The 21,986-nt window shown below is 66.9% G+C and carries 22 protein-coding genes; 15 read left to right on the top strand and 7 right to left on the bottom strand.

Annotation, left to right across the window (positions count from 1 at the left end; translation table 11 throughout):
- Positions 1-145 precede the first annotated feature (145 nt).
- On the bottom strand, positions 146-2,272 hold the full coding sequence (gene glgX / locus EAT51_RS04470) for a glycogen debranching protein GlgX (RefSeq protein WP_130520580.1): 2,127 nt from the start codon (positions 2,270-2,272) through the stop codon (positions 146-148).
- A gap of 197 nt (positions 2,273-2,469) precedes the next feature.
- Between glgX and EAT51_RS04465 the strand changes: the two genes are divergently transcribed.
- The gene (locus EAT51_RS04465) at positions 2,470-2,910 is read left to right on the top strand and encodes a MarR family winged helix-turn-helix transcriptional regulator (protein WP_130520578.1); all 441 of its coding nucleotides are present in this window, start codon (positions 2,470-2,472) and stop codon (positions 2,908-2,910) included.
- Between the two features lie 261 nt (positions 2,911-3,171).
- Here the strand turns inward: EAT51_RS04465 and EAT51_RS04460 are convergent, their stop codons facing one another.
- Both EAT51_RS04460 and EAT51_RS04450 read right to left on the bottom strand, forming a co-directional pair.
- Positions 3,172-5,121, bottom strand: coding sequence for a M61 family metallopeptidase (locus EAT51_RS04460; RefSeq protein WP_130520577.1), 1,950 nt, complete (start codon positions 5,119-5,121; stop codon positions 3,172-3,174).
- 568 nt (positions 5,122-5,689) lie between these two features.
- Positions 5,690-6,391: an SDR family NAD(P)-dependent oxidoreductase gene (locus tag EAT51_RS04450; protein ID WP_130561357.1), complete on the bottom strand. Its 702-nt coding sequence runs from the start codon at positions 6,389-6,391 to the stop codon at positions 5,690-5,692.
- A gap of 131 nt (positions 6,392-6,522) precedes the next feature.
- Between EAT51_RS04450 and EAT51_RS04445 the strand changes: the two genes are divergently transcribed.
- Complete coding sequence (locus tag EAT51_RS04445) at positions 6,523-7,431, top strand: LysR family transcriptional regulator (RefSeq protein ID WP_130520571.1); 909 nt, start codon at positions 6,523-6,525, stop codon at positions 7,429-7,431.
- A 247-nt stretch (positions 7,432-7,678) separates the two neighbouring features.
- Positions 7,679-8,296, top strand: coding sequence for a glutathione S-transferase family protein (locus EAT51_RS04440; RefSeq protein WP_205953610.1), 618 nt, complete (start codon positions 7,679-7,681; stop codon positions 8,294-8,296).
- Between the two features lie 311 nt (positions 8,297-8,607).
- Here the strand turns inward: EAT51_RS04440 and EAT51_RS20220 are convergent, their stop codons facing one another.
- Entirely contained in the window at positions 8,608-9,126 is a 519-nt protein-coding gene (locus tag EAT51_RS20220) for a hypothetical protein (protein ID WP_165421983.1), read from the bottom strand.
- Between the two features lie 314 nt (positions 9,127-9,440).
- Here EAT51_RS20220 and EAT51_RS04430 point away from each other — a divergent pair, with 314 nt between their 5' ends.
- From EAT51_RS04430 to EAT51_RS04415, 4 genes are all read left to right on the top strand, one after another.
- On the top strand, positions 9,441-10,334 hold the full coding sequence (locus EAT51_RS04430) for a type II toxin-antitoxin system RelE/ParE family toxin (RefSeq protein ID WP_130520567.1): 894 nt from the start codon (positions 9,441-9,443) through the stop codon (positions 10,332-10,334).
- A gap of 280 nt (positions 10,335-10,614) precedes the next feature.
- Complete coding sequence (locus EAT51_RS04425; RefSeq protein WP_130520565.1) at positions 10,615-11,154, top strand: GNAT family N-acetyltransferase; 540 nt, start codon at positions 10,615-10,617, stop codon at positions 11,152-11,154.
- A gap of 240 nt (positions 11,155-11,394) precedes the next feature.
- Positions 11,395-12,366 carry a peptidoglycan recognition family protein gene (locus tag EAT51_RS04420; RefSeq protein WP_165421982.1) on the top strand — a complete coding sequence of 324 codons (972 nt, stop codon included), beginning with the start codon at positions 11,395-11,397 and terminating at the stop codon, positions 12,364-12,366.
- Complete coding sequence (locus tag EAT51_RS04415) at positions 12,299-12,751, top strand: hypothetical protein (RefSeq protein ID WP_130520561.1); 453 nt, start codon at positions 12,299-12,301, stop codon at positions 12,749-12,751. The genes EAT51_RS04420 and EAT51_RS04415 overlap by 68 nt, the downstream gene beginning before the upstream one ends.
- 271 nt (positions 12,752-13,022) lie before the next feature.
- On the opposite strand, the gene EAT51_RS04410 is transcribed toward EAT51_RS04415, so the two are convergent.
- Complete coding sequence (locus tag EAT51_RS04410; RefSeq protein ID WP_130520559.1) at positions 13,023-13,766, bottom strand: SDR family oxidoreductase; 744 nt, start codon at positions 13,764-13,766, stop codon at positions 13,023-13,025.
- Between the two features lie 52 nt (positions 13,767-13,818).
- Here EAT51_RS04410 and EAT51_RS04405 point away from each other — a divergent pair, with 52 nt between their 5' ends.
- The gene (locus EAT51_RS04405) at positions 13,819-14,253 is read left to right on the top strand and encodes a MarR family winged helix-turn-helix transcriptional regulator (protein ID WP_165421981.1); all 435 of its coding nucleotides are present in this window, start codon (positions 13,819-13,821) and stop codon (positions 14,251-14,253) included.
- A gap of 37 nt (positions 14,254-14,290) precedes the next feature.
- Here EAT51_RS04405 and EAT51_RS04400 read toward each other — a convergent pair whose 3' ends face one another.
- Positions 14,291-14,626 (bottom strand): hypothetical protein, encoded by a 336-nt coding sequence (locus EAT51_RS04400; RefSeq protein WP_228257812.1) that lies wholly within the window; start codon positions 14,624-14,626, stop codon positions 14,291-14,293.
- Positions 14,627-14,701: 75 nt separating this feature from the next.
- Between EAT51_RS04400 and EAT51_RS04395 the strand changes: the two genes are divergently transcribed.
- The 7 genes from EAT51_RS04395 to EAT51_RS04365 all read left to right on the top strand — a co-directional run bounded on the left by EAT51_RS04395 (position 14,702) and on the right by EAT51_RS04365 (position 19,849).
- Entirely contained in the window at positions 14,702-14,950 is a 249-nt protein-coding gene (locus EAT51_RS04395; RefSeq protein ID WP_130520555.1) for a helix-turn-helix domain-containing protein, read from the top strand.
- A 162-nt stretch (positions 14,951-15,112) separates the two neighbouring features.
- Entirely contained in the window at positions 15,113-15,952 is an 840-nt protein-coding gene (locus tag EAT51_RS04390) for a restriction endonuclease (RefSeq protein WP_130520554.1), read from the top strand.
- A 132-nt stretch (positions 15,953-16,084) separates the two neighbouring features.
- Positions 16,085-17,383 carry a hypothetical protein gene (locus EAT51_RS04385; protein ID WP_130561356.1) on the top strand — a complete coding sequence of 433 codons (1,299 nt, stop codon included), beginning with the start codon at positions 16,085-16,087 and terminating at the stop codon, positions 17,381-17,383.
- 122 nt (positions 17,384-17,505) lie between these two features.
- On the top strand, positions 17,506-17,790 hold the full coding sequence (locus EAT51_RS04380) for a hypothetical protein (RefSeq protein WP_205953608.1): 285 nt from the start codon (positions 17,506-17,508) through the stop codon (positions 17,788-17,790).
- A gap of 183 nt (positions 17,791-17,973) precedes the next feature.
- The gene (locus tag EAT51_RS04375) at positions 17,974-18,306 is read left to right on the top strand and encodes a hypothetical protein (protein WP_130520549.1); all 333 of its coding nucleotides are present in this window, start codon (positions 17,974-17,976) and stop codon (positions 18,304-18,306) included.
- Between the two features lie 161 nt (positions 18,307-18,467).
- Positions 18,468-18,905, top strand: a complete 438-nt coding sequence (locus EAT51_RS04370; RefSeq protein ID WP_228257811.1) for a DUF6393 family protein — start codon at positions 18,468-18,470, stop codon at positions 18,903-18,905.
- Positions 18,906-18,922: 17 nt separating this feature from the next.
- Positions 18,923-19,849, top strand: a complete 927-nt coding sequence (locus tag EAT51_RS04365) for an XVIPCD domain-containing protein (protein ID WP_130520547.1) — start codon at positions 18,923-18,925, stop codon at positions 19,847-19,849.
- A 5-nt stretch (positions 19,850-19,854) separates the two neighbouring features.
- On the opposite strand, the gene recD is transcribed toward EAT51_RS04365, so the two are convergent.
- Positions 19,855-21,906: an exodeoxyribonuclease V subunit alpha gene (gene recD / locus EAT51_RS04360; RefSeq protein WP_130520545.1), complete on the bottom strand. Its 2,052-nt coding sequence runs from the start codon at positions 21,904-21,906 to the stop codon at positions 19,855-19,857.
- Between the last annotated feature and the right edge of the window lie 80 nt (positions 21,907-21,986).

Genomic DNA, 21,986 nt, shown 5'->3' with positions numbered 1-21,986 from the left:
CGACACGGTGGCCACGCGCGCGCCAGGCCGTACCACGCCCCAGCGCGCGCACAACGCAAGAAGCGCCGCCCTTGCGAGCGACGCTTCACCTCGCATCTTCAGAAGAAGCGCGCGACGCCGATCGCTCAGCGTCCGCGCCCAGCCCTCAGCTCTTGCACTCGAACACACTGATGCTGCGCGGCGGTGCAAGGAAATCCTGCGCCCCTTCGGGCACTACATCGGTGCCGAGCGCATCGTCGGTGGACAGCACCAGCTCCCACTTCAGATGCGTCTCCGAATCGGGCAACCTGAAATTGACGCCCTCGTGATACGCGTTGATCAGGATCAGCAGCGTCGCGTCCTGACCGTACTCGCGCACGCCGGACACCTGCGCCTTGCCTTCCAGCAGCAGGCCCACCGACCGCGCGCCACCATCGCTCCAGTGCGCGTCCTCCATCTCGCTGCCGCCCGGGTTGAGCCAGGTCAGGTCGCGCACCCCGGCCTGTTCGTTGTACTGGCCATTGAGGAAGCGGCCACGGGTCAGGATGGGATAGCGACGACGCAGCGCGGTGAGCTGGCGCACGAAGTCTGCCAGGCGGCCCTCGGTCGGGTCGGCGTCCCAGTTGATCCAGGTGATCTCGTTGTCCTGGCAATAGGTGTTGTTGTTGCCACCCTGGGTCTGCGCGCGCTCGTCGCCGGCCAGCAGCATCGGCGTGCCCTTGGCCAGCAGCAGCGTGGCCAGCAGGTTGCGCATCTGCCGCTCGCGCAGCGCGTTGATCTGCGCATCGTCGGTCGGCCCTTCCGCGCCGTAGTTGCACGAGCCGTCGTTGTTGGAGCCGTCCTGGTTGTTCTCGCCGTTGGCCTCGTTGTGCTTCTCGTTGTAGCTGACCAGGTCGCGCAGGGTGAAGCCGTCATGGGCGGTGATGAAGTTCACCGACGACCAGGGCCGCCGCCCGCGTCGGTCGAACAGATCGGCCGAGCCGGTGAAGCGCGTGGCGAACTCGGCGAGCTTCCCTTCGTCGCCGCGCCAGAACGCGCGCGCGTTGTCGCGGAACTTGTCGTTCCATTCGGCCCAGCCCGGCGGGAAGTGACCCACCTGGTAACCGCCCGGCCCGCAGTCCCAGGGTTCGGCGATCAGCTTGACCTGGCTCAGCAGCGGGTCCTGGCCGCAGGCGTCGAGGAAACCGCCGCGCTGGTCGAAGCCGCTGGGCTCGCGCCCCAGGATGGTGGCCAAGTCGAAGCGGAAGCCGTCCACATGCATCTCGCGCGCCCAGTAGCGCAGCGAGTCGTTGACGAACTGCACCACGCGGAAGTTGCTCAGGTTGAGCGTGTTGCCGGTGCCGGTGTCGTTGATGTAGTAGCGCGGGTCGTCGGCCAGGCGGTAGTAGCTGGCGTTGTCGATGCCCTTGAACGACAGCGTCGGCCCCATCTCGTTGCCTTCGGCGGTGTGGTTGTAGACCACATCCAGGATCACCTCCAGGCCCTTGCGGTGCATGGCCTTGACCATGTCGCGGAACTCGTCGCGGTGGCCGCTGGCCAGGTAGCGCGACTTCAGCGCGAAGAAGCCCAGCGTGTTGTAGCCCCAGTAGTTGCGCAGGTCGCGATCCAACAGGTGCTGGTCGTCCAGGTAGGCGTGCACCGGCAGCAGTTCGACCGCGCTGACGCCCAGCGACTTGATGTAGTCCAGCACCGGCGCCTGGGCCAGGCCGGCGAAGGTGCCCTGCAGGTCCTGCGGCACCTGCGGATGGCGCTTGGTGTAGCCGCGCACGTGGGTCTCGTAGACCAGGGTCTGGCTCCACGGCGTGAGCAGCCGCTCGTCGTCCTCCCAGTCGTAGTCGTCCTGCACCACCACGGCCTTGGGCATAAACGGCGCGCTGTCACGCTCGTCGAAGCTCAGGTCGCCATCGGGGTGCCCGACGGTGTAGCCGTAGAGCTCGTCGGCCCAGATCAGGTCGCCCTCGATCTCCACCGCGTACGGGTCCAGCAGCAGCTTGTTGGGGTTGAAGCGGTGGCCCTCGGCCGGCGCGTAGGGGCCGTGCACCCGGTAGCCGTAGCGCTGCCCGGGGCCGACGTCGGGCAGATAGCCGTGCCAGATCTCGTTGGTGTACTCGGGCAGCTCGATGCGGGTCTCGTTGCCGGCCTCGTCGAACAGGCACAGCTCCACGGCGGTGGCGTTGGCACTGAACAAGGCGAAGTTGGTGCCCTTGCCGTCGTAGGTGGCGCCGCGGGGGAAGGGGCGGCCTTCGCGCACGCGCGAGGGGCTGGCGTACTTCGGGGTTGGAGCGTTGGGCATCGTGGGGAGCCGCAGTGGGGAGGACGGAGCATGTGGGCGCTCTTGTCGAGGTCGCGTCAGCACATGGCGCCCGTCGCCCCGCGGTCGGCTTCGATCGCCGTCCGCGCCGCCCAGACAAAAAGAGCGTGAATTCGGCGTGACAAGCGTCGCGCAATCGATAGTATGTTCATCACTCCACGCGCGTCCCCACCGCCCCGATGGCCGCCTCCGATCCGCTTCGTTTCCGCATGTCCTCCGGCCTGATGCAGGCCGGCCGTCAATGGCAGAAGGTGGTGGACGCTGCGCTGGCCGGCCACGGCCTGTCCAACGCGATGACCACGCCCCTGCTGATGATCGGCCGTGCCGGCGGCGGCGTGCGCCAGATCGAGCTGGCCCAGCTGATCGGCGTCGAGGGCCCCTCGCTGGTGCGCATCCTGGACAAGCTGGCCGCCGCCGGCCTGGTCCGGCGCGAGAACGACGTCAGCGACCGCCGCGCCAACAAGCTCTGGCTGACCGAGGCCGGCGAAGCCATCCGCCAGCAGCTGGAGACCCAGTTGAACGCCCTGCGCAAGAAGACCTTCGGCGACATGAGCGACGCCGAGATGGAGGCCGTCCTCAAGCTCTACCGCATCGTCGAGACCGCGGCGCGCGGCGGCTGAGCGCCAGGGCCGGCGGCCTACGCCGTCGTTCCGGCAAAGGACGATCGCGTGCGCGGCGCAACGCCGCTTCAGCACACGCAGACCCCTCTACCGTCATTCCCGCGAAAGCGGGAATCCAGTGCCTTTAGCGCCTCCCGCAAACGTCCATGGGTTCCCGCGTTCGCGGGAACGACGGCTATGGCTACGCGGACGAATGAAAGTGTTTACGGGGATGACCGTGGCTTATCCGCACCCCGGCCACCACAGCCCCGCCAGCCGCGCTCAACCCCTGGGCTGGATGATCTGACTCAAGTAATCCGGCGTGCCCTCCACCCGTACCAGGTGCGGATACTGCAGCCCATCGTGGTAGTCCACCTGCACCGTGCGCAGCCCGCCCTGGAACTGCAGCAGCAGGGTGATCGGCGTCTGGCCGCCCTTGGCCGCGGTGATCGCCTGGGCCAGCGTCTCGGTCGAATACTCCTGCCCGTTCACCGCCACCAGCTTGGCGCCGGTGCTGACCCCGGCCTTGAACGCCGGCCCGTTCCAGCGCACGTCGTTGATGCTGCCGTCCGGGTTCATGGTCAGGCCGATCGACCAGGCGAAGTTGTAGCGATGCCGCGGCGACTGCGCGGCGCGGTTGTACTGGGCCTCGTACTCGCTGGGCGTGTCGGTGTAGACCAGTTTCCAGCCGCTGGCGGCGATGCCGTCCAGCAGCGGCGGGGCCACCGTCTGCACGCGCGTCTTGAGGAAGCCCGCCCAGTCGTCGTGGGCCACGCCATCCAACGCGTTGACCACGTCCTGGAAGGTGTACGGATGGACCACGTAGCTGCCGTCGTCCACGCCGAAGAACGCCTTGGCGAAATCGTCCAGCGACTTGCGGTTGCCGGTGAGCTGGCGCAGGCGTGCGTCGATCTGCAGCCACACCATCTGCCCGGCGCTGTAGTACTCCTCGCTCATCTGCCAGCTGCGGTAGGGCAGCGCCTCGCGATGGGCGGCGGTGGGATCGTTGGTGGTGTCCTCCAGCGTGCGCCACTGGAAGCCGACCCGGTTGCGGTCGTAGTTGGCCGCCACCATCGCCAGCGCGTCGCGGAACTGCTGCGGCGTCCACAGCCCGGCGCGCGCGGTCAGCACGAAGCCCCAGTACTGCGTGGCGCCCTCGTACACCCACAGCAGCGAATCGCCCATCGGCTCGCTGAAGTTGGGCGTGGACAGGTCCGCGCCGCGGCGGAACTTGCCATTCCAGGAGTGGGTGAACTCGTGCGCCAGCAGGTCGCGGTCGGTCGGGTTGTCCTTCCAGCCGGTGAAGTAGCTGCGGTCCAGGCCGTTCTCGCTGGACTGGTGATGCTCCAGGCCGTTGCCGGCCAGTTCGTCGGACAGCGAGAACAGGAAGTCGTAGTGGTCGTAATGGTGCGAGCCGAACAGGCGCGTGGCCTGCACCGGCAGCGCGCGATGCGCGGCCAGCTGCTCGGGCGTAATCTCCAGGTCCTTTGGCTCATCGGCGACGATGTTGAGCATCACCGGCGCGCCGCCCGTGGGCGTCAGATCGACCTGCTTGAAGTGCAGGCCGGCGTAGATCGGCGAATCGACCAGCGTCTCGTAGGACACCGGGTTGAAGGTGGTGCTGGCGCCGTCCTTCGACGCCGCGCGCAGGGCGCTGCCGAACTGCCAGCCGGCCGGCAGCGTCACGCTGGGCTGCACCTGGATGCCGTGCGTGTAGTAGCCGGCCGGATACAGCGACATCTGGTCCCAGTCCAGCATCAGCATGCGGTCGGTCATCTGGAACCCGCCGCCGCGGCTGGACAGATACTGGAAGTCCGCCTCCAGCGTGGTCGCGCCGGCCGGCACGTCGACATGGAAGGCATAGACGTCATAGGGATCGCGCTTCCACGGCAGCGGCTTGCCGTTGGCGCTGAAGCTCAGCCCGGCCAGCTGCGCGACCGGGCCGCTGGGCGAATGCGCGCCGGGGATCCACTCCGGATACAGCAGCGTGACCCGGCCGGCCTGCACCGGCAGGGACTCGTGGACGCGGAAGATGCCCTGGCGCGTATCGCTGGCATCGACCTTGAGCTGGATCTGGCCGGGATAGGCGACGTCCTGTGGCGGCGGGACATCAGCCTTGCGCACAATCTGCGCCGAGGCCGTGCCGGCCAGCAACGCCAGGCCCAGCGCGGCGGCCAGTCGGGCACGGGGAAGGATCGAAGCGGACGCGGCGGCGCGGCGAACCAGGGGCATGACAGGCTCCAGCAAGCAAGGGATCGGGACAGCGGCGCACCCTAGCACCGCAGCGGCCAGTGCGTCGCATGTCGAAGCTGCCGCGCGCGTATTCCCCTGCAAGTCGCATGACCCGCCCCCTCCCTTGCGCGCAGCGCAGGGGAGGGCTGGGGAGGGGTTAGCGGTTGCTGTTAGCGGTTGCTGTTAGCGGTTGCTGTTAGCGGTTGCTGTTAGCGGTTGCTGTTAGCGGTTGCTGTTAGCCGTTGCTGTTAGCCGTTGCTGTTAGCTGTTGCTGTCGGCGCCTGCCGTTACCGATGAGTTTTCGCTTCTCCTTGCTTAACCGCGAAGAGCACCCCTCCCCAACCCTCCCCTGCGCTACGCGCAAGGGAGGGGGCAGATCACCTGCGCTGACGCTTCCCACGAGTCCGAGCCCAAGCGCCATTCCCGATTCCCGATTCCCGATTCCCGATTCCCGATTCCCGATTCCCGATTCCCGATTCCCGATTCCCGAATCCCGATTCCCGAATCCCGAATCCCGAATCCACAAACTATCCACCGCCACCGCACACCCGCCCCCCCCAACCTCACCTCACCACGGCACCGTACGCCCCAGATAATCCAGATACTGCAACCCGGCGCGGCCGCGCTGCGCCTCCATGGTGTCGAGCAGGTTCGGGATGCTCTCCTCGATGGTCAGCCGCGCATCCGGCCCGCCCATGTCGGTCTTGACCCAGCCCGGCGCCATCAGCAGCAGCGTGCGCGGGTCCTCGGCATGGCGCGCGGCGAAGCTGCGCATGCACATGTTCAGCGCCGCCTTGCTGGCCCGGTAGGCCTCATGCCCGGCTCGGGTGTTGTTGGTCAGGCTGCCCTGGCCCGAGGACATCAGCCCGATCGTGCCGCCTGAAGGCACCAGGTCCTGCAGCGCTTCGACCACGCGCATCGGGCTCAGGGTGTTGGTCAGCATCACCCGCAGGAATTCGTCGGTGGCCACGTCCGCCACGATCGCCTCGTCATCGGTGTTGACCACGCCGGCATTGACGAACAGCAGGTCGATCGTCTCGCCTTCCAGGCGTGCGCGCAGGGCGGCGATCTGCGCCGGCTCGGTGATATCCACCGTCTCCACGCGCAACGCCCCGGGACGCAGGCGCGACAGCGCGTCGAGGCGCTCGGTGGAATGCGCGCGGGCCGTGGCGATCACCCGCCAGCCGCGCGCCAAGTACTGCTCCACCATCGCGTAGCCAAGCCCGCGCGAAGCGCCGATCAGCAGGACGGTGTTGGATGAGGGTTTCATGGTGCGACTCCCGTGCGGCGCCGTGCGCCAGTCCCCTCAGGCTAGGGGCGTCCCCACGCATGCGGAAGGCGCACGGCATGCATTGATAGAGTGCACGGCATGCACGCGTCCCCGACCCGCCGCCGCACGCCATGTCCGTCCCCGACCTCAACCTGTTGATCGCCCTGGACGCGCTGCTGGCCAGCGGCAGCGTCGCCGGCGCCGCGCGCAGGCTGGGCCTGAGCCCCTCGGCGATGAGCCGCACGCTCACCCGGCTGCGCGACACCACCGGCGATGCGCTGCTGGTGCGCGCTGGCCGGCAGATGGTGCTCACGCCCTATGCCGAAGCGCTCCGCGACCGTGCGCGCACCGCGGTCGAGGATGCGCGCGCCGTCCTGCAGCCGCCGCCGACGACACTCGACCTGGCCACGCTGCAACGCGTGTTCACCCTCCGCGCCAACGACGGCTTCATCGAAGCCTTCGGCCCGCGCCTGATCGCCGCCGTCGCGCACGCGGCCCCTGGCGTGCAGCTGCGCTTCGCGGCCAAGGCGCAGAAGACCGCCGCGCCGCTGCGCGAGGGCGAGGCCGATCTGGAGATCGGCGTGCTGAACGCGATGGGTCCTGAAGTGCGCGTGCAGGCGCTGTTCCGCGACCACTTCGTCGGCGTGGTCCGCGCGGGACATCCGCTGGCCAGGCCGCGCGAGGTCACGGCACAGGACTACGTCGCGCATGGCCATGTGGTCGCCTCGCGCCATGCGCGCGACCACGGCCCGGTCGATGACGCCCTGGCCAGGCTCGGCCTGCGGCGTCGCATCGTCGCGGTGGTGCCCGGCTTTCCAGCCGCGGTGGCCGTGGCCCGCGCTTCGAACCTGATCGCGCTGGTGCCCGCCTCCTATGCCGCCAGCCAGGGCACCGCAGACGCGACCTCGCTCCACGCCTTCAAGTTGCCGGTGCCGCTGGCCGGCATCACCGTCTCGCAGATGTGGCACCCGCGCCTGCACGGCGATGCGGCGCATCGCTGGCTGCGCGAACTGGTCCTGACGCAATGCCGGGAGCCGTAGGAACGCGGCACTGTTCACCCGGCGCAGGCGACCGGCACGGCGGCGATTGATGCTGCTGCTTTTGACGTCGCCGACCAGCAGCACAGTGGGAGAGCGGACGACATGGCAGAAGGAAGCTCGGAATCCGCATCGACCATGCTCGATGGCACGGGCCTGCAACGCCGCAGGGCACCCGACGACAGCAGATCGACCCGGCGCGTGGAATCATGCGGCCCGCACCCGCCGGACATACGCAAGGAACAGTCCCATGATGAAGCTCTACTACGCCCCCGGCACCTGCGCCCTGGCCTGTTGGATCGCCCTGGAATGGGCCGATGCCGACTACGAGGCGGTGAAGGTCGACCCGCACGCGGACGCCTACCGCGCCATCAACCCGCTGGGCACGGTGCCGGCGCTGGACATCGGCGGCGCACGCGCGATGACCCAGGCCGATGCCATCCTGCAGTACATCGTCCAGCGCCATCCCGAGGCCGGGCTGGGCGCCGACGCGGGCATCGAGGCGCAGTTCGTGTTCAACGAGACGCTGGCCTTCCTGACCGGCGACATGCATCCGGCGTTCTGGCCCTTCTTCACCCCTGAGCGCTACACCACCGACGCCAGCGAGGCGGCGCTGCAGGCGGTGCGCGACGCCGCACCCGCACGCATCGCACGCGTGCTGGCCCACCTGGACGCGCTGATCGGCGACACCGACCACGTCTACGCCGGCCGCCGCAGCGTGGCCGACGCCTACGCCTTCGTCATGGCGCGCTGGTCGGACAAGGCCGGCGAGAGCTGGCGCAAGTACTCCAACCTGGCCCGCTTCATGCAGGCCATGGCGCGCGACCCCGCCGTCAAGACCGTGCTGGAACGCTCGAGCGGCCGCTGAAGGCGCAAAGAACCGTCAATCTCGCGAACGCGGGCATCCAGCGCCTTGGGCGCTGTGCGCGAAAGTCCCTGGGTTCCCGCCTTCGCGGTAATGACGGCAGGAAGTGGCTGGCGGCTGTCAGTCACTGCACTTGCGGGAGCAACTGTCTCCTCAAATCTCGCGACGGTCTGCCTGTAGAGCGGAGCTTGCTCCGCTGGGGCCTTTCCCACGAACTGAACGAAAAGCAGCGGAGCAAGCTCCGCTCTACAGGGGAGCCGCCCGTGGCGACGGGCTTTCCCCGCTTTCTCGGTCCTCCCAGCTGTACCCAGAAGTCAGACTTTCCTTCCTGAGGAAACCCAACCCGTCGTTCCCGCGAACGCGGGAACCCAGCGCCTCGATCCAACGCGCGAAAGTCCCTGGATTCCCGCCTTCGCGGGAATGACGGTAGGAAGTGGCTGGCGTCTATGGATGTCGGTGCCCCGCCACAGCAGGGTGGGCGTCCCGCCGCCCAGCGCCGGCTGCGCGCTGACCTCGAAGGCGCACCAGCGCAGGCCGGCCGGCGTGCGCAGTGGCAGCTCCAGCGTCTGCGGCGCGGCGTCGGACGCCAGCGCATCCAGGGCGTCGCGCAGCCCGGGCCGGCCCTGCACCGCCACCAGGTCGAGCAGCGAGGTCGGCATCTCGGCCTCATCGGCCAAGATCAGCCGCCGCAGGTCCTGGCCCAGCTGCAGCGGGCGGCCGGTGCGATCGGTGACGCAGGCCAGCCCGTGCAGGCGCGCCATCGCCAGGTCGGCACCTTGCCCAAGGTCGGGGCCCCTGGCGGGGTCCTGGTGTTGCACGCTTTCGTTCTGCACTCGCCGCTCCTCCCGACACCCGGGCCGTTCCGCGCCGGGGTTCGGATCGATCCAACGGCTGTCGGATCCGTAGATCGCACACTGCGCGTCCAGAGCGTGTCTTGGCCCCGCCGCGCCGCGCCACGCCCGGCTCCCGAAGCGCGCCGGGCAGCCCGGCGCAAACGCCATTGCGCCGCCCGCGCCCGCCCCGACCCACGCGGCCTTGCGTCAACGCCTGCCACGGAAGCCGCGCGCCGGCGCGCTACGATGCGCACACCCCACCGCCGCACGCACCAGAGCGCCATGAAGTCCCGCCCCCTCGACGCACCGACGGCATGAGCGACGCGTCGAACCCCGCGCGTGCGCGGACCCGGCCCTGGAACGACCGCGTCGACCCCTGGGTCGGCGCGCTGCTGAGCCTGCTGCTGCACCTGCTGATGCTGTGGGTACTGCTGCATGCCGACGTGCCGATGGTGCAGACCACCCAGGGCGCGCCGGCCGGCGGCCGCACGCGGGTGGACTTCATCGGCGAGAGCACCGCGCCGGCCGATCCGGCCCCGCCCAGCCCGCCGCCCTCGCGCCAGCCCACCCCGCCCACGCCGGTCCCGCCCAAGCCGAAGGTCGCGCGCAAGCCGCCGCCGGCCTCGCGCCTGCAGACCACGCGCGTGGACCACGCGGCCGACCCGCTGCTGACCGAGGCCGACACCACGCCCGCGCCCAGCGCCACGCCCAGCCCGCCCGTGCCCGCGCCGGCGCAGACCCCGCCCCAGGCGTCCACGCGCCCGCCGGCCAACCCGCCGCCGACCGACCGCCGCTCGCCCAACTGGGGCCATCCGCCCGGCTACATCGCCCAGGACAGCGCGCCGGAGAACGCCGGCTTCGACGACAGCCCGGCGCTCAACCAGGGCCGCGGCCGCGACAGCGGCATGGATGGCGCCAGCCTGTCCGTCGGCGGCTACCAGGCCTATTACGAACCGCGCGTGGAAGAACGCGTGCGCACCTGGATGGCGCAGGGCATGAAGGAGTTCTTCATCCCCCTGCCCGGCACCGAATACCTGATGGTGTGCCCGCTGGAGATCGTGCTGCGCAACGGCTCCGGCCCGTGCCGCGCGCTGCCGCCGGATTCACCCGAGCTCAAGGGCATCGGCGACTCGCGCGACATCATCAACATGCAGCGCGTGTACCACCGCGGCGAGCTGGTGTGGAAGGGGCCGGGGCCGTATCGCTGAGGGCGGGGCGGGTGGGCTCAGGCGGATGATTGGGGCCTGCGCTTGGGTGTTGGCCGACGGCCTGAGGCAGGCCGAAGGTGGGGGTGCCGGCGCCTTCGCTTCGACACCCACTCACGTGACTAGCGCACGAGCGCAGAGCATCAAACGCCTCGCCTGATGAGAAAGCGAGCAGGCCCTCGGTCGCGCGTGCGCAAGACCGCAACACCACGCACCGCGCTTGCACCGGATCGACACCGACTGGCCCAATACGGCTTCTCACCCGCCCGATCGGCCCGCCTCCATGTCGCCTGCCACGCCCGCCGCCGCCGTGACCGTTCCCCTGCTGGAGACGCCGCGGCTGATCCTGCGCGAATACCGCGCCAGCGATTTCGAGCCCTTCGCCCGGCACCTGTCCGACCCGATCAGCGCCGAGTTCCTCGGCGTGGTCGACCGCCCCACCGCCTGGCGCTTCTTCTGCTCGCACGTGGGCATGTGGCAGCTGTACGGCGCCGGCTGGTGGTCGGTGACGCTGCGCGAGGGCGGCGAGCCGGCCGGCCATGTCGGCGCCTTCCTGCGCGAGGGCCACAACGGCCTGGAACTGGGCTGGAGCATCTACCGCCCGTTCTGGGGCCAGGGCCTGGCCGGCGAGGCCGCCTCAGCCGTCCTCGACTACGTTTTCCAGACCCGCCGCGAGCCGCAGTTCCACGCCCTCATCGACCCGGGCAACATCGCCTCGCGGCGCGTGGCCGAGCGCCTGGGCCTGCATTTCGACGGCAACACCGAGCTGCACGGCAAGCCGGTGGAGCGCTACGTGCGCAGCGCGACGCCCTCCGAGGCCTGATGTCGCGAGCGGCCGCCCGGTCGCCGACACGCCTGGCAGGCAGCGGATTCGGCAGGCCATCAGCCGCGAGCGCTTGCGCGGCGCGCCGGTCGCCACCGACGGCGCCAGGCCCGCCGCGTCGCATCGCACCGCGGCGAATCAGGGATGCGCATCTCGATTTGGCCGCCGGACAAAACGGGGGGCTCGATCCCGTGCGCTAGTATCGAGAGGGGACGCACCCCACCATGCAAAGGAGCTGACATGGCAGATCCGAACCGGATGCCCAGCGATCCCTCCCACCCCGACCACGCGCTGTATCAGCAACTGCTGCGGGGCGTCGAGGGGCTGCACCGCTGGCAGGGCGACCAGAACGCCAACGTCGCCGCCGCGCTCTATGCGCAGGTCAAGGCCGATCCGCGCTTCCCGGAGCAGATCAGCCAGGTGGTGCTGGGCGATCCGTCCGCGAAGGTCCCCTCCGTCTTCGCTACCTACACGCCGCCTTATGGGGCGGACCCCATGCGGGCCAGCGCGCCGACCTCGAGCGCGCAGACGCCAGCGGCGGACAGCCTGCGACCCTTCGCATTGCCTGCCTCCCAGGTGGACAAGGACGGCATGCTCACGGTCCCGGAGATCCGCAATGCGCGCGTCACCGCGCTCGAACATGGCGCGCTGACCTCGCCGGAAGCCATCGTGATGCACCGCACCGAATCCTCCACGGCGAAAAGCACGCTGGATGGCTACAACGCCGGCGGCCAGCCTGCCGGCGCGCACTTCCTGATCGACAAGGACGGCACCATCTATCAGACCGCGAGCCTGGACCACCAGACCTGGCACGTGGGCAAGATCCGCTCGCGCGGGGCCGAGGAAGGCACGCTGATCGAGCCGGACAAGACCTGGCACGCGCAGACCGGCTTCAAGCCCACGGCCATCAACAGCCACGAGAACGCGAACCCCTATCCCATCCGCTATCCCAACAACAGCGACAGCATCGGGATCGAGGTCGTGGGCGCCTACAACGCGACGACCAAGACCTGGGACGCGCCGACCGCCGAGCAGACCGCCTCGATCAATCGTCTGGTCGGCGTGCTGCAGCAGCAGTATGGATTGGACAACCATGACATCTACAAGCACGACACCATTTCCTACAAGACTGCGGGCGAGGGCGATGGCCTGTACGTGCCTGGCGCTGCCGCTGCTGGCGGCGTGCAACAGCCCGCAGGCCCGACCCGCTGACACCGGCGCGGCGCCGGCCGCCGCAGGCAGCGGCAACGTCCAAGTGCTGAGCGTGGGCACGTCGGTCTACGCGCCGGACGCGGGACGTGCAGCGGATCCGGGACTGGAAGCGGCCTGCAAGGCGTGGAAGCTGGATCGCGAAGGCGTCGCGCGCTTCTTCGGCGCCAGCCGCGAATATCCGGACGGCACAGGCGATGCGTTCTACGCCCTGCCCTGCACGATCAGCGGCCAGCTGCAGGCGGAAGGCAAGACCTGGTCCTATACGATCAATGCCGCCGCCACCGCGACGTGGGCCCGTGGCAACGTGGTACGCACCTTTGGCTGTTCCGCCAGCGCGTGTACGCCGCTGGTGCTGATGATGCCCGACAACAATTCGGGCCAGTAGCGTTACACCCGCGGCGCCATCCAGGCCGCGGTGCTGCTGCTGCGACGCGGGACTGCAGGCCCGCTCGTCCATGTCCTTTCCCGCCCGGGCCGGATCGCCGAGGCTGGCGCTGCACCCTCGATGCAGCCGGCGCTTGCGGGGCGGAGCGCAATCTCACGAGCGCCGATGCCGACATGGCACCTGTGGAACATCGACCACCAGGCACCGCCGCGCCAATCGTGTTCAGCAGACGCTCGTACCCGACGCCCGCATGACGTGCCGACCCGAGCGCCTAACCGTTGCGCCGGGCGAATGCCTCGAACCGCGCATGCTCGGCGGACAGACGCTCGCGGAACTCCGCCGTGTCGGTGGGCCCGAACCCGACCTCGGCCTCGCCGCGCTCGATGCGCGGGAACACCGCATCGCAGAACGCGTCCAGATCCGCGCCGTGCGCCTGTCCCGGCCCCGCCAGGGCGGTGGCCACCGCCGGTGGGATCAGCTCGGTGACCGTCACGCCGGTCCCGGCCAGGGCCCGGCGCAGATTCATCGTGTAGCTGTGCAACGCCGCCTTGGCCGCGCTGTAGCCCGGCGCGAAAGTCTGCGGATTGAAGGCGCCGCCTGAAGTGACGTTGACCAGCTGCCCACCCTGGCGGGCCTCGCGCAGCAGCGGGACCAGCAGGGTGCCCAGGTGGATCGGCGCGCAGAACAGCAGATCGATCTCCGCCTGACGCTCGGGCCAGGCCGCGGTGTCGTGGGCGATGTCGACCCGACGCTGGATGCCGGCATTGTTCACCAGCACATCCAGGCCGCCCAGCTCGGAGACGATGCGGTCGGCCAGGCGCTCGCGCGCGTCGGCGCGCGCCAGGTCGCCGGCGATGGTCACGCAGCCGGGCAGCTCGGCCCGCGCCTGCCCCAGGCGCTCGGCGGAGCGGCCGGTGATCACGACCCGCGCGCCGCCTTGGGCATAGCGCTTGGCCAGCCCCAGGCCGATGCCGGACGTGCCGCCGGTGATGAGTACTGTGCGTTGTGTTGTCATGTCAACAGCATGCGTCCGCTATTGTTGCCATGTCAACAAGGCGGGGATGCGCATGAGCAGGCTTTCGGAACAGGACATGCAGCGATGGATCGCCTGGAAGCGCGCCACCGAGGCCGTGATGGCCGCGGTCGTCGCGGAGATCACCGCACACACGGGCCTGTCGGCGGCGGACTTTTCCGTGCTGACGCGCGTGGTCGAAACGCCCGCGGGCCAGATCCGCCAGCAGCGTCTGTCCGATGATCTGGGCTGGGAGCGCAGCCGGCTCTCGCGTCAACTGACCCGCATGGAAACGCGCGGGCTGCTGCGCCGCGAAGGCTCGACCGCCAACTGGCAGATCGTCGCCACCGCCGACGGACGCGACGCCGTCCGCGCCGCCCGCCGGGTCCACGCCTCCGCTGTGCAGCGCTCTCTGATCAACGCCGTGCCCCCAGAAGACGCCGACGCGTTCTGGCGCGTGGTGGCGCGGCTCGGTGCGGGCAACCCCTAGCCCTGACAACCCCTTTGTATCTCGACACACAGGCGGCTCACCCCTCGGCCAGCGGCTCCCCGCCCCGCAGCCGCTGCGCGTAAATCGTATCGACCAGCACACGCACCTCGTGCGCCGCAGCGAAGATGCTCTCCCCTAACGTGCTCAGGCTGGCGTCGTCCATCTGCGCGCCCGCGCACACCGCCACCATGTCGCTGTGCGCGCTGATGGTGCGCAGCAGCTGGTGGAACCGATCGATCTGCGCCTGTGTCGCGCCGAACGCATAGGTCGCACTAGGCGGCGCGGTGGCCTTCGCCCGGGCTTTGGCGGATTTTCTCAAGGCCCTAGAAGTTGTCACGGCACCCTTCCTCGACAGGGCGGACAGAGCGTCCATGAGCCGAACTTATCTGTTTTTCGGATATTTGAAAAGGGGATATAGCGTCGTTGCTCCCGCGCGACTTTCCCTGCCATGTCCACCAAGTCGATCCATAAGGCGGAGTACGCAATCCTGCTTCAACAGCTGCGCGATATCCGGTTGGCTGCAGGGCTGACGCAGGTGGGCCTGAGCGCCGCACTAGGCCGTCCCCAGTCCTACGTAAGCGATGTCGAACGCGGTGAGCGGCGGATGGATCTGCTGCAACTGCGTGATTTCTGCACCGCCTGTGGAACCTCTCTCAAGGCATTCGTTTCGAAGTTCGAGCGAGCACTGGCCGGCTGACCACAGGTGGCTTTTGGTGAGGCGCCGCGCTTGATTGCTCACGGCACATCTCCGTAGCCGCGACGTCTTAACCGCTCCGTCTACTCACCGGGACAATCCCGCTCACCGCTGACAGGAAGCCTGCCGGAGGCTATTGTTCGGGCAAGGACTTGGGGGTCTTGCATGGGACGCAGGCGCAAGCAGAACGGCATCGAAGTATTCGCGGCCTTGCCGTGGCCAGTAGGTGTCGCCGCTGGCCTGATCGGCTTTATCGGGGTCCGCTACGGCTTTGACTGGTGGATGGCTCGGCAAGGCGGGCCGCTCGCCCAAGGTTTCTATCAGGGCTCGGGCACCATGCTCTCGCCGCTGGCGTGGATGGTGCTGGCCATCTGCTGGATCGGCGCGCTGGCGTCCTTCCTCGGCAGCCGCCATCGCCGCAAGCTACTCGACACGCGCACCGATCTGGAAAGCCTCAGCCAAGGCGGCTGGCGCCAGTTCGAACTGCTGGTGGGCGAAGCCTTCCGCCGCCAGGGCTATGCCGTGGAGGAAACCGGCCTGGGCGGTGCCGATGGCGGCATCGACCTCATCCTGCGCAAGGACGGCCGTCGCACGCTGGTGCAATGCAAGCAATGGAAGCGCCAGCAAATCGGCGTCAGCGTCGTGCGCGAAATGGCCGGCCTGCTCGCCCATCACCACGCCCACGCAGTGAAGATCGTCTGCATCGGCAGCTACACCAAAGACGCTGAGCGCTTCGCCCAAGGCAAACCGATTGAGTTGGTTAGTGGCATACGGCTGCTGGAGATGATCCGGGTGGTACAGCGGCAGGCTGGGGCTGCACCTGTGTCGGTGACACCACGTGTTAATCCGGCGATGGTTGCCTTTGAGGCACCGACTGCGGCTGCGCGCGTTGAGGCTTCCGTTTGCCAGCGGTGCGGCAGCGACTTAGTACAGCGGACCAACCGCCAAACTGGCGAAAACTTCCTGGGCTGTAGCCAGTTTCCGAAATGTCGGGGAACTGGATGAATACATAGAAAATTCACTCCGCCCCCTTTCTTCTAACATAGCAGAACAGCCTAAAGATCAATGTAGGCAAAAAACCACACATACCAAACATATTCGGCCTTGATTGAAATGGAAATTAAGTCGATAAACCAGATGAAGGAACACTCATCTGAGATAAAAAAAGCATTGAAAAGGATGCGCACTCATGATTTCGGAACGCAACGTGTTGGTGCTGAGTCAGAATATACGGCCAAGTCAATTGTTGGCGGCATAGATTCAATCTTGATAGATCTCCAAACACTCTGCTCCGCGCCAGCAAAATTTTTAAAGAAATCAACCAACTCAGAGCGAAGCTCGATCAACTCGAATCTGGCCAATCTTCTAAATCACTGTAAGAACTTGGACCTGACGAGCGCTGCGACGGTGTTGGAGCAGATCAAACCCCTAATAAGAGCCTATGGAGTCCGCGACTCGGACGAGCGCAGGGTTGCATTTGAAGATCATGTGGACCATCTGCAACGAAAAGCTCTTGACCTAGCCTCTGAGATTGAGCGGCTAAGAAACACTAAGAGTTTGGTGGAGTCTGAGCTTGAAGTGATGAAAGAAACGATCGCAGAAGCCCAGCTAGCCACTAGTAAAATTGACGAGTCCAGCGCCTCAATCGCCCAAAAGCTCGAAGAATCCGCCCAGTCTTTCGACCAAATTGAATCAATTAAACAAGATTGCGAAAAGTCTCAGGCAGAGATATCTGAAAGCAAGCTTGATGTTGATGCCCTTCAGGTCAGCATCGAAGAATTTGCAAAGAAAATTGCTAGCCGCGAAGTGCAGCTTGAGAATCAAGAAGTCAGAACAAACGACTATAAGACAGCTCTAGACGCATTTTCTAATGAAAGAATCAAGCTTCTTGGAGATGCGAATTCTCTGATAGAAAGCGCCAGGGTTGCACTTGGATATAAAACAGCAGAGGGTCTAAGCGCAGCATTTACCGAGAAGCAGAATGAAGCGAAGTCAGACAAGACGACTCGATCATGGATCATCGCGGCAGCAATATTTATTGCTGGGGCAATAGGCATCGGCATCTGGGTGACTCTGAGTTCGGGAACGACGATTGAACTTGTTATCGGTCGCATCTCATTGATTCCCATCCTAATTGGTGGTGCTTGGTTCTCTGCTTCGCAGTATATTAAGCAGCGGAATCTAGCCGAGGAGTACGCATACAAAAGCGTACTTGTTAGATCTATTGTTGGATTTTCAGATCAAATATCTAGCAGCGATAGCAGAGGCGAAGATTATTCGCTTTACATGCAAAAGGTTCTTGCAGAAATACACATGAATCCAGTTAGAAGCAGAGCGGAAAATTCCATATCAAAGAAGGAGGTGCTAGAGATTCTCAAAGAGCTTAGAGACCCAATCGTAAAAATTGCTGAGACGGCTGTTAAAAGCAAAATCTGAGAGAAATTTGAGCCGTTAAGTTCTAGCTTTCGGCCAAATTTCTTTGAGTCCAGAAAATCTACTTCTCACAACGGAGGTGTTAAGTGCCAAGTCCCGCCTATCAAATTATCCGGAATGCGATCTTGAGTAAGCAGCAGATCCTTGCTGTCTACCACGGCCATCCACGAGAAATGTGCCCCCATGTTATTGGCTACAAAAATGGCAGAGAGAAGGCACTTTTCTACCAGTTCGGTGGCACAAGCAGCAGCGGACGAGACGCAAGGCCAGGATCACCAGAAAATTGGCGATGCTTATTTATTGACGAGTTGAGTGATGTACTTGCTCAAGATGGACCTTGGCATACAGCTGACAATCACTCTAGTAATCAGACTTGCGTCGATGACGTAGATGTTGAGGTTGAATACTGATCGAAGATTGGGACTCTAAGGCTCATGCGCAAAGCCGAGCCAGACGACCGAAAACAGTGGTCAGGGTGCAATTTCTTCGCAAGACTCACCGGCCCCTGCCACTACCCCGAGCTACATCCTTGACCTCCCCTACATCCCCCGCCCTGCATCCTCGCCACCAGATCAACTGACGGAGTACACACGATGATGAAGTGGATGGGGGCCGCACTGGCCACGGCGTTGCTGGTGTCCGGCTGCGCCAGGGTGGAGGGCGAGAAGTTCGTGGGCCACTGGGTCAACGTGCAGATGCAGGACGAGACGATGGACATCGAGCGCAGCGGCGAGGCCTTCATGGTCCGCAGCACCACGCCAAAGTTCTTCAGCCGCAAACCCCAGACCGACAGCTACCCGGCCATCTACAAGGACGGCGCGCTGCAGGTGAACAACGACGGCGAGACGGTCACCTTCGCCATCGATGAGGCCAACGGCCACCTCAACACCGGCAGCGACCAGTACCGGCGCGTCGAAACCAAGTGATGTGCCAGGCTGAGCCCACCAACGCGGGCTCAGCCGACCGGATCAGGCGTACGCTGTGGTCCTCGCATGGAAGCCGGACACGCTCCACCGGCGCGGTCCGGGACCGTCAGACGCCATGGCGCTCGCTCCATGCGGTGGACTTCAGGAAAAGGAAGATCGCCATGCCACGCTTCACGCCTTGCGGCTGGACTGCATCGATGGCTTTGATTGCCGCCGCGGCCCTGCCGCTTGCATCCTGCACCAATACGGGCACGGCGTACCGCGCGCCGACACAGGAAGCCTCCATGAAATCGGGAGTTGGTCCCATGCTGGAAGAAATCTACGCGTCCCGGAAACCTGTCCGGTTCGAACAGTTGGATGTCAGCGACATCGTGCGCAGGCACTTCCCCGTCGGCACCGACAAGGCCACCGTCGTTGATGCGTTCGCAAACTCCTCCACCTCGAAGGTGGTCGAGGACACCGCGGACAAGCTGGTGGTACGCGACAACCATGGTCAGGCCATGCTGGACCCTGATGCGCGCTCTGTCGTGATCACCTTCCATCTGGATGCGGATGGCAAGGTGTCCGGGATCGAAGCGCTGCACCTCAAGAACCAGTAGGGATCCTGGAGCGCCTCATGGACGAGAAGATCGAGGTCGGGTACCGCAACATCGGGTCGCAGTTGGGCAAGGACTATCACCACAAGTTCCTGCTCTATACGGACAAGCAGGGTCACCAGCACACCATCAGCGGATGGACGGGGGATCCTCAGCCCGGCCTGCCCTATGGAAGGATGCACGTCGAAACCGACCTTCCCTACGACAGGACAAATCCCGACCATCCCGCCAACCCCAACGCGGTGGGCCAGAAGCAGTATCGGGAGGGCATCGCGCACGGTCCGGACTTGTCCAAGACCTGGCAGCAGATGATCGCCAACGCCAGAAGCAAGGACGACAGATACCCTTACGACCCGCTGGAGCAGAACTCCAACACGCTCGCAGACAGCGTGCTGCGGGACGCAAAGCTGCCGGAGCCCAAGCAGGATGGATTCACTGGTCATTGGGCGCCCGCATCGGGTCGGCAGCTGGATGAGTCGATCAAGCCGGTCGTGCCTGGGCTCGGCAATTCAGGCCGTGTCTCCAGTGCCGGGCACCCCGCCCTGGATGCCGATCGCGAAGCCCAGCTGCGCAACGACCCGTATTTCAGGCAGGCGCTGGCAGGACTGGACAGGCTTGGTCCCGAGGCAGGCGTCTACACGAACCAGCAGGACAAGGAACGGATGGCGGGTGCGCTTGCGGTAGAAGCCAAGCAGGGCCGTCTGCCGGGGATCCAGGAAGTGGTCGCCAATCCGGCCAACGGCAACCTGTTTGCGGTCTGGAAGAATCCGGGAAACGATCAGGACGTCATGCGCGTCCACATCGACAAGGGCGAAGCGATCAAGCAGCCCTTGGCCGACCATCTGCACAGGCTTGAGATCGCCAACCAGCAGGCCGTGCAGGCGCCCACTCAAGAAGCCCATTCGCGCTTGATGGAGCAGCCCCACCACGGCGCACTCGCGCGGTAACTTTCTTAGAAGAGTGCGCCCTGCTCAGGGGGAGCGTCCGACCATGAGGTCTTCTGCGCTTGCGCAGGCTTCGGAGCAACGTCGCGCTCCTCTGCCCCACCCAACCGCCACGCCAATCCCGACATCCGCTCGGCGTGGCGGGCGAGGGCGTCGCGCAGGACCTGGGCGCTGCCGGCGATGTGCAGGCGGGTGCGGGCGCGGGTGATGGCGGTGTAGATCAGTTCGCGCGAGAGGACGCGGCTGTCGTTGCGGGGCAGCTGGAGCCAGACTTCGTCGAATTCGCTGCCCTGGGCCTTGTGCACGGTCATGGCGAAGGCGCTGTCGTGGGCGGGCAGCGTGGCGGGGTGGAAGGCGCGCACTTCGCCAGGCGCGTCGCCGGGGAACCAGGCCATCAGGGTGGCGCTGTCGTCCTGTGCCGCAGGAGCGCTTGCTTCGCTGCGCCCCGAGAAGGGGCTTGCTCCGCTGCGTCCCGAAGAGGGACTCGCTTCGCTTCGCAGGCAGATGCCGATGTCGCCATTGAACAGGCGGTGGCGGTAGCTGTTCTGGGTGATCAGCAGCAGGCGGCCGTGGAACCAGGCCGGGGTGGGACCGGTGCGGCGGCCGGAGAGCAGTTCCTCGATGCGGGCATTGAGGCCGCGCGCGCCCTGTGGACCTTCGCGCACGGCGGTGAGCAGGCGCAGGCGCTGGGCGCGGGCCAGGGCGGTGGCCGGGTCTGGGGCGTCGGCCAGGCTGCGCCAGTGCGCCAGCAGGGCCTCGCGCTGCACGTCGAACGGGTCCAGCACGTCTTCGTGGAAGTGCACGCCCTGCAGCCCGCCGCCGCGCAGCAGGGCCAGCGCGGTGTCGGCCTCGCCGCTGCGCGCGGCCTCGGCCAGCGGGGCGAGGTCGAAGTCCGCGTCCTGGCGGTAGCCGCGACGCAGCTGCACGCGATGGCCGCGCAGGCCGGTGGCGTCGGCATCGATGGGCGTGCCGGGGCCGAGCAGCGGCTGCAGCGCGCGCGCGTCGTCCTCGCGCAGGGCATCGCCCGGGCCGGCGGCGGCGAGGATGGCGGCCAGCACGTCGCCGGCCTCGACCGAGGGCAGCTGGTCGGCATCGCCCAGCGCGATGAGCTGGGTGCCGTCGGCCACGGCTTCGACCAGCTTGCACATCAGCGGCAGGTCGACCATGGAGGCCTCGTCCACCACCAGCACGTCCAGCGGCAGCGGGTTGTCGGGCGTGTGGCGGAAGTCGGGGCTATCCGGGATGACGCCGAGCAGGCGGTGCAGGGTGCTGGCGGTGTCGGGCAGCGCGGCGCACAGGGCCGGGTCGATGCCGGCGGCCAGCATCGCGGCCACCGCGCGGCGCAGGCTTTCGGCCATGCGCTCGGCGGCGCGGCCGGTGGGCGCGGCCAGAGCGATGCGCGGCGGCGGCGCGCCCGAGGCGGCGGCCAGGGCGATGCGCAGTACCAGCAGGCGGGCGATGGTGGTGGTCTTGCCGGTGCCGGGGCCGCCGGTGACCAGCAGCAGGGCGCGGCGCAGCGCCAACGCGGCGGCGCAGGCCTGGCGGTCCTCGCCCTGGGCGGCGTGCGGGAACAGCGCGGCGAACACCTCGCGCACGCGGCCGGGATCGTCGGTGAGCGGTGGCTGCGCGGCGATGCGGCGCAGGCCGGCGGCCAGGCGCGCTTCGTACTCGCGGTAGCGGCGCAGGTAGAGCAGGCCGGTGCCCTCGCCGGTGTGTTCGAACACCAGCGGCGCGTCGGTGGCCGAGGTGGCGAGCAGACCGTCGGGTTGCGCGATCCAGGGCGAGGCGCGCAGCTGTTCGATCCAGTCGGTTGGATCGGGCCAGGGCAGCGGCGGGTCGGCGCTGGCGGCGGGGCCGGCGTCGATCAGCAGGCGCGGGCGCGCGGGGTCGAAGCCGGCGTGGCCGTTGGCCACGGCCAGCGAGGCCAGGGCGGCGGCGGCCAGCACCGCGTCCGGTGTGTCGGGGCGCAGGCGGCGCAGGCTCTGTGCGAACGCGTGGTCGAGCGTGCGCAGGTGGCCTTGGGTGTGGAGGGCGGTGAGGAGGGAGGGGGTGGAACTCATGGTGTGCGCTCGCTTGGTGCTTCGGCACCGTGATTGCGAGCGTGCTTGGGATTGTGGGTGGGGGGGGAGAAGAAAGGCGT

Origin of the sequence: Pseudoxanthomonas winnipegensis (genome assembly GCF_004283755.1) — a bacterium.
GTDB lineage: Bacteria > Pseudomonadota > Gammaproteobacteria > Xanthomonadales > Xanthomonadaceae > Pseudoxanthomonas_A > Pseudoxanthomonas_A winnipegensis.
The sequence above is the reverse complement of the archived record's forward strand: the minus strand, read 5'-3'. Positions and strand labels throughout refer to the sequence as shown.